Source organism: Aeromonas sp. OTU364, assembly GCF_038440395.1.
Taxonomy (GTDB): Bacteria; Pseudomonadota; Gammaproteobacteria; order Enterobacterales; family Aeromonadaceae; genus Aeromonas.
The window spans coordinates 1-10,846 of sequence record NZ_JASATR010000006.1 but is presented as its reverse complement, the minus strand read 5'-3'; the positions used below and the strand labels follow the sequence as shown (position 1 = coordinate 10,846).

Here is a 10,846-nt window from a genome sequence, read left to right as displayed (position 1 = left end):
TTAACGTTGCAGATCATCTTCCACCTCCAGCTCCAGCTGCTCTTCGTCCAGATCCTCTTCAATATCCTCGAACAGCGAGTCGCTGCTCGGCATCTCGTCGTCGTGGAAGATGGCCTCCCCCTCCTGGATCATCCGCAGCTGCACGGCGCGGGGATCCTCGTCGGAGCGCACGTCCGCGGCGAAGCGGAACACGGATTCGTTGACCCGGAATTTGTCGCTGTTGCCAAGGGCTGTGATCATCCCGAGGCGCTTTAGACGGCGCATGGAGGTGCGGATCTTCTCGAGCAGCTTCTTCTTGTCGAGATCGGTACCGCCGGAGCGGCTGTTGACCATGCGCAGCAACTGCTTTTCGTCCGCCAGACTCAGCACCTCCTCCTGCAACTCGCCCATGGTGAAGACCCCTTCGGATGCGAGGCGGTCCGGGCTCAAATAGAGGTAGCAGAGCACCTTGCCCACCAGCATATCGAGCTCAGATAAAACGGTTGTTCCGATGTCGGCGCTGGGGCGCGGGCGCAGGTAGAAGAAGCCCTCAGGCGCCTTGATGAGCTCGACCTGATAGCGGCCGTAGAAGATCTCGAGCTCGCCATGGAACTCCACCAGGGCCGAATGCTGTTCGAAATCGTCGGCACTGATGTGGCGCCCCGAGCGCAGGGCGGTGTCGATGCGCGGAAACAAGGGGTTGGCGATGGCCTCTGCGAGCCGCAGGGGCAAGGGAAACTCAGAATTGATCAATGACATAGGCCTGAACCTTGGATCCAGCTTGGTTAATGGGTTTCCATGCGGGTTGGCGGTGCAGCTCGCGCTCACCGCTGGCATGGCCGAGGCGCACCGCCTGGTCTATCAGCAGACGCGCCACGTCGAAGTGGGCGTGGGCCGGGAAATCGAGCAGGTATTCTCGCAGCACGTCGGCGAGATCCAGCTGCTGCCCCTGCTCGGGGTAGCGGGCCAGATAACGCTCGATGCGCTCCGCCAGCGCCTGGTTGATGTCCACCATCTCCATGAACTCCATCTCGAGGGGCACCTCGCCGGTCACCTCCTCGTCGTGGATGGCGATGGTTTCGTCCCTCAGCTCCAGGAGGCGCGGCTCCTCGGCGACTCTGAGCAAGAAGTTGTGCTGCTCGAAGTTGCGGATGGATTCCCGCAACCGCTGGCTGAAGGCGCGGTTCTTGTCCATGTCGATGGCATTGCGGATGAACTTGTGGACGTGCCTGTCATAGCGGGACCAGAGCTCGATGCACTGCTGGCCCCAGGAGGTGATGACGTCGAGCCGCCCCTGCAGGGCATGGGTCAGCTCCTCGACGTGGAGGAGATCGTCGCGCCCCTGGGCCGCTTCCTGAATGTTGAGCAGCCCCGCCTGCAGGCGGTGGCCGGCGGCGTCCAGGGTATCCTGCAGCTCGCGCAGGGTCTGGCCCGTCTCGCGCAGCAGCTTCTCGCAGCTGTGGATGGCGTCGATCCAGTTCTGGGTCAGCAGGGCCGCAATCTCGTTCTTGACCTGATTCTGCTGCTCGTCCATGGCGCGCTGGGTGAGATCGATGCGCCCGAGCGTCTCCTCCAGGGAGAAGGTGAGGCGCGGCAGCACTTCTGCGTCCCACTGCTCCCGGGTATTGGTCTCGAGCGCCGCCTCGCGGGCAGTGTCGAGCTCGGCCGCCAGGTGTTCGAGCAGGATGGAGAGCTTGATGGAGTCGACCTGGCGGTTCTCCATGAAGAAGTCGACGATGCCGACCCCGAGGCGTGACAGGCGATAGAGGCTCTCCCCCGCCACCATGTCGGTGGTGAAGCGCGACAGCAGCTGCTGGCGAATGAGATCGTTGATGGCGTTGTTGGCGCGACCCGAGAGGGTTTCGTCCATCTGGCCGAAGGCGCTGCTCACATAACCGAAGGCGTCGTGCAGCGCGGCCTCCGAGAGATCAGACTCGTCCTCGGACAGCGTCTTGATCGCAATCAGAAAGGCCAGCCTGTCGGTGGGCAGATTCAAGGAGAGGCCCTCCTGTCTGACCCATCCCACCGTCTCTGGCAGGGTACGGGATGTACTCATCATGACGTTATCATCTCGTTGTTATAAACGGGGGTACCAGACCCCTCGTGGTGATTCGGACCCGGGGATGGGCAACCCCGGCGGCGGTATCCCGACCGCATAAACCCTGGCATCCCGGCCATTCAGGCCCCCATGACAGCCCTCAGCCGACCGGCTTCTGGGCCATCACATGGATGTAGCGCCCAAGGGAGACAAAGGGTTCCTGACGACAGTAGTACTGCTCCATGGCCAGCAGATCATCGAATTTCTCGACCTGCTCCTGCTTGTGGCGCATGTAATCGTGAATGACCCGCACCCCTGTCTTGCCGATGATCTTGAGGCCCCCCCGGCCTATCCAGTCATAGACCTGTTCCGGCAACTGGGGGTTGGTGGGCGTGAGCGCGGTCTGACGCTTCTTGTTCAGCCCCTGGCGCACGTAGTCGAAATTGCCCACCACCAGGCTCTGGAACAAGAGGCCATGACGATTGTAAAAAAGCAGCGACAGTATGCCCCCTGCATTGACGAAAGGGAACAGACCGAGCAGGGTCTGGCGGGGCTCGGCGAGCCACTCCAGCACCGCATGGCAGAGCACCAGATCAAAGGTGCCGGTCACATGGGCCTTGAGATCCTGAATGGGGCAATGGATGAGACGAATTCTGTCTTCCAGCCCCTTCTGGGCAATCTGCTCCCGGGCGAGATCCAGCATCTCTGCCGAGAGATCGCACAGCTCCACCTGGTGGCCCATGGCCGCCAGCTTCTGGGCGAAATAGCCAAAACCGCCGCCGGCATCCAGGATGCGCAGGGGCCGGTTGCCAAGGCGCGCCAGGCAGGCTTCGATGTCGCTCCACACCACGGCGGTGCGGATGCGCCCCTTGGTGGAGTCATAAATGTTGCGGGCGAACTTGTCGGCGCGCCCGTCAAAACTCTGATCTTGCTTCAAGACACACTCATCTTCGGCCGCCCCGCTGTGGGGCTCGCAGGAGAAACCACACAGGATTGGGCCACAGGAAAAAAGAGGGGTATTCTGTCACATCCCGGATCCGCTGAAAACTCAAGGACGACACCACAGTGTTTGAGCTTAAAAAATGGTTGGGCCAGTTGCTGATGCCGCTGCCCTTCTCCCTCTCCTTATTGCTGCTGGCGTTGCTGCTGCTCTGGTTCACCCGCTTTCAGAAGAACGGCAAGCTGCTGGCGACCCTCTCCCTGGTGATCATCGCCCTGATGGGGATGAGGCCCGTCAGCTATGAGCTGGCCCGCTCACTTGAGCAGACCTATCCCCCCTTCGAGATAAACCAGCACCCGGATATAGAGGCCATCGTGGTGCTCGGCAACGGTCACGTGAGCGATCCGGCGGTGCCCGAGCGCGCCTGGCAGAACAACATAGCCCTCGCCAGAACCCTGGAGGGGGTGCGCCTCGCCCAGGCCTATCCAGAAGCCGAGCTGGTCTTCTCCGGTTATGTGTCGGGTGATCCCCTCTCCAACGCCGAGGTCAACGCCCGCATGGCGACCAGCCTCGGCATCCTCCGCTCCCGAATGACGTTGTTTGAAAACAACAAAGACACCCATGACGAGGCGGTCAGCATCAGCGCCCACCTCAAAGGCAAGCGGGTCGCGCTGGTGAGCTCGGCCACCCACCTGCCCAGGGCCATGGCCCTCTATCGCGGTCAGGGACTCGATGCGGTGCCGGCCCCCACCGACTACACCGCCAAGCAGAGCCAGGAGCCGCAGCCCCTCTACAGCTACCTGCCCAAGGGGCGTTATCTGATGTATTCCGAGGCTGCCATTCACGAGTGGATTGGGGTATGGTGGGCCCGTTTGCGGGGGCAGGTTAACGAATGAGCGATCGGTTCTTGCATTCCTGATTTGGATCAGGAAAGCGAAAAAAAATTACGTCATTTGCCGCCGGGTCAGCTATCTTGGGCTCGGTTCAATTCATATAATGTTGCGCAATCAAATGCCTAGGAGATTGAGAAGATGAGACAGCACCTGGTAATGGGTAACTGGAAACTGAACGGCACCAAAGCTTCTGTCGAAGCTCTGATCAAAGGACTGACCCCGGCTGCTGCCGCTCATCCTTCCGTGCAAGTCGCCGTCTGCCCGCCGGTTATCTTTTTGGGTCTGGTTGAACAGCTGACCGCTGGCAGCAAGATCGCTTACGGTGCCCAGAACGCCGACGTTCACGAGTCCGGCGCCTTCACCGGCGAGAACGCCCCCTCCATGCTCAAAGCCTTCGGTTGCACCTACTCCCTGGTCGGCCACAGCGAGCGTCGCACCCTGCACGCAGAGACCGACGACGTGGTGGCTGCCAAGTACGAAGCCATCCAGAAGGGCGGCCTGATCCCGGTACTGTGCATCGGTGAGACCCTGGAGCAGTTCGAAGCCGGCGTGACCAAGAACGTGGTCGAGACCCAGCTCAAAGCCGTCATCGACCGTTGCGGCATCGCCTCCTTCGCCAACGCCGTCGTGGCTTACGAGCCGGTATGGGCCATCGGCACCGGCAAGACTGCCACCCCGGAAATCGCGCAATCCGTTCACGCTCACATCCGTCAGTACCTGGCCGGTTTTGACGCCGCCGTGGCTGCCAAGGTACAGATCCTGTACGGTGGTTCCGTCACTGGCGCGACCGCTGCCGACCTGTTCGGTCAGCCGGACATCGACGGTGGCCTGGTGGGTGGTGCGTCCCTGAAAGTGGACGACTTCTCCCAGATCATCGCTGGCGCCGCCCAGTAAGTGACGCAAGAGAGGGGCCTGGCCCCTCTCTTGATATCGCTTTCCTATGGGTCCCCTTCTTCCATAGGAAAGCCGATATAGTAAAAACGGCTGGCCCCATTTTCAGATATTGATATTCGACAACTCAGATCCAGAGGCACTCATGACCAAACAAATCAAACGTATTGGTGTTTTGACCAGTGGTGGTGACGCACCGGGTATGAACGCAGCCATTCGCGCCGTGGTGCGCGCCGGTCTGCATCATGGCCTGGAAGTCTACGGCATCTATGATGGCTACCTCGGTCTGCATCAGGACAGGATCGTCAAGCTCGAGCGCCACAGCGTCTCCGACGTGGTCAATCGCGGCGGCACCTTCCTGGGCTCTGCCCGTTTCCCCGCGTTCAAGGACCCGAAAGTGCGCGCCGAAGCGATCGAGAACCTTAAAAAACACGGCATCGACGCCCTGGTGGTGATCGGCGGTGACGGCTCCTACATGGGTGCCAAGAAGCTGACCGAAGAGGGTTTCCCCTGCATCGGCCTGCCAGGCACCATAGACAACGACATCGCCGGTACCGACTTCACCATCGGCTTTGACACCGCCCTGAACGTGGTCGTCGACGCCATTGACCGCCTGCGCGACACCTGCAGCTCCCACCACCGCATCTCTGTGGTCGAAATCATGGGCCGCCACTGTGGCGATCTGGCCATGTCCGCCGCCGTTGCCGGTGGCGCCGAGTACGTGATCGTGCCGGAAGTAGCGTTTGACAAGGAGAAGCTGCTGCAACAGATCAAGGAAGGCGAAGCCAAAGGCAAGAAGCACGCCATCATCACCATCTGCGAGCACGTCACCGACGTCAACGCCCTGGCCAAAGACATCGAAGCCATGACAGGCCGCGAAACCCGCGCCACCATACTGGGTCACATCCAGCGTGGCGGCTCGCCGACCGCCCGCGATCGCATCATGTCCAGCCGCATGGGTGCCTTTGCCGTCGAGCAGCTGCTCGCCGGTCAGGGTGGCCGCTGCGTCGGTATCCAGGGCAATGAGATGGTGCACCACGACATCATCGACTGCATCGAGAACCTCAAGCGCCCGTTCGATCAGGAGCTGTACGATCTCTCCACCACCCTGTTCTAAGCCACTCGGCTTTTTACCGGCTGTTGATGACAAAAACCCTCCGATGGAGGGTTTTTTTATGCCTGCCGGTTGTCATCAGCCCCCTGCTGACAGGCACAGGCCACCGCCTTCCAGCCCCCTCCGTGTGCCAGCCTGCCGAACCGCACCCTGTTGCGCTGCTGCCGGATAAGTTGGCGATACAGGCGCTCCCTTTCGTTTCGCCACGCGCTACTGAGGTTTCCCCCTCTCCCGCAGACTCTTGCCCCTCCCCTTGCCCGCACTCTCGCTTATCCCCCCGTCATAAAGCCTGAACTTGCACCCCACTCTCTCACCACAACGCCTCTCAAGGCGCCTCGCGCCCTGCGTCCTCTGACAATGGGCGCCCCATGCCTGAGTGCCTGTCTCTGCGTGCCTGTCTTTGTGCTGTGATGCAAGCTCACGCCTCTTGCCATGATGCCCCCCAAAAAGCGCGGCTTGGCGGGCGGGGCTGGGGGTCTTTTCCCAGCCGAATGTCTGCTGTTTTACCCTGTTTTCCCCTGTGAATTGAAATTCTGCCTGAAGGTGATGACGATAAAGCACCGTCCCGACAGGGTTTACCCCATGGCGGGCAGATAAAAATGATGAGATAAAGGAAATGACACTACCAGCCAGCCAACTCATCATTGGCGACACTTACAGGCGCATCATACTGCCATTTTTCGCCACAAAAGTTGATGATCACCAAAACAGTCTCGTACAAACCCCATCAAAAAATGCAAACGAAAAACCATAAGTGACTGTATATAAACAATATAGTGATAAATATCATGAGATAGAAATCCACCACCCCCTGAGCGGGTGATAAAACGGCCACAAAATTACAAAAACACAGCACTACGACACCGCCAACCTGATTTTGCCACATAATTACATTTTTCATTGTTATCCCCTGTCATTGTGGTATCTTGGTCTCATCATCAGTCAGCCAAGGGAGACAAAATAATGAAAGAGTTCGTTGTTACCGCCATTTTTACCGTGTTTTTCACTCTAGTTGCCGTCTCTCTGCCCTCGCTGGCACAGCTCTAAGGCGGTTAATCGGTCAGGCAGCCGCTTGACCTGCGTCTTGATAGCGCCACCAGGCCGCAAAAACACCCGCAAAGGTAGGTTTTTGAGGGCTTGCTCAGGAACAGGATGCCAGTCAGAAGTTATTGACCATCAGTGAGCATTTAACGACCTGATCGTCATGATCGCCGTTCTTGCAAGGGGAGCCTCAGTGCTCCCCTTGCCGCATCTGTCTCTGCGGGATTTACTCTTGCCCCCCCGCCCGTCACAATGTCCGCTGGATTTGCCATGCAGGAATCACCATGACTCAGGATGCTCTGCGCCACTGGCGCCGTGACCTTCACCGTCTCCCCGAAGCCGCCTGGTGTGAATTTCGCACCAGCGCCCTCATCGCCCACCACCTATCCGAACTCGGTTTTTCCGTCATGCTGGGGGACAAGCTGCTGGCCAGCAACCTCATCATGGGACGGGAGATAGACGTCGCAGCCCAGAAGGAGCGAGCCCTGCGTCAGGGGGCCCACCCCGACTGGCTGGCCCGCATCGACGAGATCACCGGTGTGATGGGGGTCTGGGACAGCGGCCGCCCCGGCCCCACCCTGGGCTTTCGCTTCGACATAGACGCGGTAGAGGTGGAGGAGAGCCGGGAGCCGGCGCACCAGCCCTGCCAGGAGGGGTGGCACTCAGCCAACCCGGGCTGGATGCACGCCTGCGCCCACGATGGCCACACCGCCATCGGGCTGGTGCTGGCCGAGCGGATCGCCGCCCTGACCGAGCGGCTCAACGGCCGCATCAAGCTCTTCTTCCAGCCTGCCGAAGAGGGGTGTCGCGGCGGCAAGGCGCTGGCAGCAGGCGGTCAGCTCGATGATGTGGATGCCCTGCTGGCGCTGCACATCGGCATTCATGCCAACAGCGGCGAGCTGGTGATCAACCCCACCGAGTTTCTCTGCTCCACCAAGTTCGATGTGGAATTTATGGGGCGCGCCGCCCACGCGGGGCTCGAGCCCAACGCCGGCAGCAACGCCCTGGCGGCGGCCTGCATGGCCACCACCGCCATGCTCGGCATCGCCCGCCACCGGGACGGCATGACCCGCATCAACATAGGCCAGCTCAATGGGGGCAGCGGTCGCAACGTGATCCCGGGTCACGCCCGCCTGATGGGAGAGACCCGGGGCGCGACCCCGGCCCTCAACGACTACATGTTCGGCCAGGTGCAGCAGATAGTGGAAGGGGCCGCCATGATGCAGGGGGCCAGCTACCTCATTCGCAAGCAGGGGGAAGCCATCGGCATAGAGAACAGCCCGGCCCTGCTCGAGGAGATAGTGCCCCTGGCCGAGGCGCTCAAGCTTGAGACCATCCACACCCGCCGTTTCGGCGCCAGCGAGGACGCCGGTTTCCTCATTGAGCGGGTGCAGCAGCACGGCGGTGAGGCCGCCTACCTCATTCTGGGGGCCAATCTGGCGGCGCCTCACCACCATCCGGAGTTCGACTTCGACGAGGCCGTGCTGGCCCCCGGTGTCGCCCTGCTCGAGGCCTGGCTGCTCAGCCGCCTTGGCACCTGAGAACGCCAGCGATGAAAAAAAGCAGCCCGAGGGCTGCCTTTCTTGTCTTTGCGAAGTCGCCTGGCGCCGGGCTCAGCGTCCCAGCACTATGTCAGAGAGGTGGGCGAAGTGATGGATCTCGTGGGTCGCCTCGCAGGGCCCCTGCTGGCGGGCGGGGTTGTACCAGCAGGTCGCCAGCCCCTGGGCGGCGGCACCGGCGATGTCGGTCTTGGGGTTGTCCCCCACCATCAGCACCCGCGCCGGGCTCGGTTGCCCCATCAGATCCAGGGCGTGCTGGAAGATGGCGGCAGCCGGCTTGGTCACCTGCACCTCGTCGGAGATAACGAGGGGCTCAAACCACTCGTTCCAGCCCAGCTTGTCGAGACGACCGCGCTGGGGCAGGCTGAAACCATTGGTGATGATCCCCATCCTGACCCGGCTCTTCAGGGCCAGCAGGGTCTGCTCCACCCCCTCCAGCGGCACGCTCAGGGCGATGATCTGCTGCAGGAAGGTGTCATTCATCGCCATGGGCGCCACGTTCACCTGCTCGGCAAACATCGAAAAACGGGTCTGCTGCAGTTGGGTGGCGTCTATCTCACCTGAGTTGTATTGCTGCCACAGCCTGTGGTTCAGCTCGTGATAGGCCGCCATCCTGGGGGGCGTCGGCGTCACGCCATAGATCTGCAGGGTGCGCTCCAGTGCCTGGGCGACCGGGAAATCGAGCAGGGTCTCGTCCAGATCGAACAGCACCCAGTCATAGCTTGCTTGTTTCACGCTTGTCCTTATTGGTTGTACTTGGCCATTCATGTGGCGGGCTTGACCATGCCGAGCTGGCTGGCAAGCAGCGTCAGCGACAGCCTGACGCCAAACCCGGTCACTTCTCTGCCGACCACGCCGTTGCCCCCCTTGTTGCGAAAACCGCTCAGGTCGAGGTGCAACCAGGGGGTCTGCCCGGGCACGAAGCGGCTGAGGAAGCGGGCGGCGTCGATGTGATCCGGCGAGCTACCCGGGGCGCACTGTAACAGATCGGCCCACTCGCTATCGAGGTTGTCGTCGAAATCCTCGTCCAGCGGGAAGGGCCAGATCCGTTCACCGCTCTGCTGCCCCAGGCGTATCAGCTCGGGAAGCCAGTCGGGGCGATTGGTGAAGGCGCCGCTGTAGCGGCTGCCGAGCGCCCGCTTGCAGGCACCGGTCAGGGTCGCGTAGTCGATCAGCAGATCGGGCTCCCCTTGGGCCGCGAGCGCCAAGGCATCCGCCAGCACCATGCGCCCCTCGGCGTCGGTGTCCACCACCTCTATGGTGGTGCCATTGAGGGCGGTCACCACCTCCCCCGGTCGGTAGGCTTTGGGGCCTATGTGGTTCTCGGCGATGGCGAGCCAGCAGTGCACCTCAACGGGCAACCTGGCCCGGCTGATGGCATGCAGGGTTCCGAGCGCCACCGCGCTGCCCCCCATGTCCAGGTGCATGCCATACATGCTGCCACCCACTTTCAGGTTATAGCCCCCGGAGTCGTGGCAGATCCCCTTGCCCACCAGCGCGATGCGGCGCACCGGATTGGCCGGGCAATAGCTGAGCCTGACGATGGCAGCCTGGTTGTCCTCCGAGCCCCTGGCCACCGCCAGGAAGGCGCCGGCACCGAGCTTGGCGAGGGCCGCCTCGTCGAACTCCTGACATTGCCAGCCCTCCTGTTGCGCCAGCTGCCGCGCGAAGGCACGGTAACTGCTGGCATTGAGCTCTGAGGCGGGCAGCACGGCCAGGTGACGGGCCAGCCCGTTGCCCTGCGCCTCGGCCTCGATGCGGGCCAGATCCAGGACGCAGGGGGGAGACAGGGTCAGGCTCTGATAGCCGATGGGCGCCTCGTCGGCGCGTTTGTGGGTGGGCAGCGGCACATCGGCCGCCAGCAGAGTGGCGAGCACCAGCTCGGCCAGCAGCGCCCGGGGCGCCTCATCGAAGCCCTCCAGGTGCAGCGCCAGTTGCGCCACCTTGAGACCCGCAAGGGGGGCTGTCCAGGAGCGGAGCTGCTTGTAGAGCCGGTGATCCAGAACGGGCGCCGAGTCCACGAAGATCACCAGTTGCAGACCCTGACCATCCGCCAGCCGGTAAGGGGCCGGCAGACCCAGGGCTATCTGGGATGCCACCCCGGCGAAGGCCGGTTGCGCCAGCAGGGCGTCGCGCCCGGTCTCGGCGACCAGCAGCAGTTTGACGGGAATGTCGCTCGCCATCACCTCGTTCAGGGTGGTGGTCTGCATGGTTATCTTGGGAGGAAGGTAGTTGAAAGCGTGCATCACAGGGAGAGGCCTCATCCATGAACAGAAGCCAGAATGATACCGAACAAATGGGACTATGGATCGCCACCATATAAATTAATGTGCTGGATCAGGCTGATACACGGGAGGATCGGGAGTGATACAGGGAGGAGAAAAGAGAATA

Annotated in this window: 9 protein-coding genes; 4 read left to right on the top strand and 5 right to left on the bottom strand. The window is 61.7% G+C overall.

Annotated features, from left to right (window positions below):
- The 3 genes from mukE to cmoM all read right to left on the bottom strand — a co-directional run bounded on the left by mukE (position 1) and on the right by cmoM (position 2,954).
- Positions 1-738: a chromosome partition protein MukE gene (mukE, locus tag AAHB08_RS08355; RefSeq protein ID WP_139434340.1), complete on the bottom strand. Its 738-nt coding sequence runs from the start codon at positions 736-738 to the stop codon at positions 1-3.
- Entirely contained in the window at positions 719-2,038 is a 1,320-nt protein-coding gene (gene mukF, locus AAHB08_RS08350; protein ID WP_202045826.1) for a chromosome partition protein MukF, read from the bottom strand. Before mukF ends, mukE begins: the two co-directional genes overlap by 20 nt.
- A 139-nt stretch (positions 2,039-2,177) precedes the next feature.
- Complete coding sequence (gene cmoM / locus AAHB08_RS08345; protein WP_342058668.1) at positions 2,178-2,954, bottom strand: tRNA uridine 5-oxyacetic acid(34) methyltransferase CmoM; 777 nt, start codon at positions 2,952-2,954, stop codon at positions 2,178-2,180.
- Positions 2,955-3,082: 128 nt separating this feature from the next.
- Here cmoM and elyC point away from each other — a divergent pair, with 128 nt between their 5' ends.
- From elyC to AAHB08_RS08325, 4 genes are all read left to right on the top strand, one after another.
- Positions 3,083-3,853: an envelope biogenesis factor ElyC gene (gene elyC / locus AAHB08_RS08340; protein ID WP_342058667.1), complete on the top strand. Its 771-nt coding sequence runs from the start codon at positions 3,083-3,085 to the stop codon at positions 3,851-3,853.
- Between the two features lie 135 nt (positions 3,854-3,988).
- Positions 3,989-4,744, top strand: a complete 756-nt coding sequence (gene tpiA, locus AAHB08_RS08335; protein ID WP_139434336.1) for a triose-phosphate isomerase — start codon at positions 3,989-3,991, stop codon at positions 4,742-4,744.
- Between the two features lie 142 nt (positions 4,745-4,886).
- A complete protein-coding gene (pfkA, locus tag AAHB08_RS08330; RefSeq protein ID WP_005326082.1) occupies positions 4,887-5,858 on the top strand; it encodes a 6-phosphofructokinase in 972 nt (323 codons plus the stop codon).
- Positions 5,859-7,180: 1,322 nt separating this feature from the next.
- Positions 7,181-8,437, top strand: a complete 1,257-nt coding sequence (locus AAHB08_RS08325) for an amidohydrolase (RefSeq protein WP_319918181.1) — start codon at positions 7,181-7,183, stop codon at positions 8,435-8,437.
- 72 nt (positions 8,438-8,509) lie between these two features.
- Here the strand turns inward: AAHB08_RS08325 and yjjG are convergent, their stop codons facing one another.
- Positions 8,510-9,190 carry a pyrimidine 5'-nucleotidase gene (yjjG, locus tag AAHB08_RS08320; RefSeq protein WP_202045828.1) on the bottom strand — a complete coding sequence of 227 codons (681 nt, stop codon included), beginning with the start codon at positions 9,188-9,190 and terminating at the stop codon, positions 8,510-8,512.
- Between the two features lie 29 nt (positions 9,191-9,219).
- Entirely contained in the window at positions 9,220-10,704 is a 1,485-nt protein-coding gene (locus AAHB08_RS08315) for a M17 family metallopeptidase (RefSeq protein ID WP_342058666.1), read from the bottom strand.
- Between the last annotated feature and the right edge of the window lie 142 nt (positions 10,705-10,846).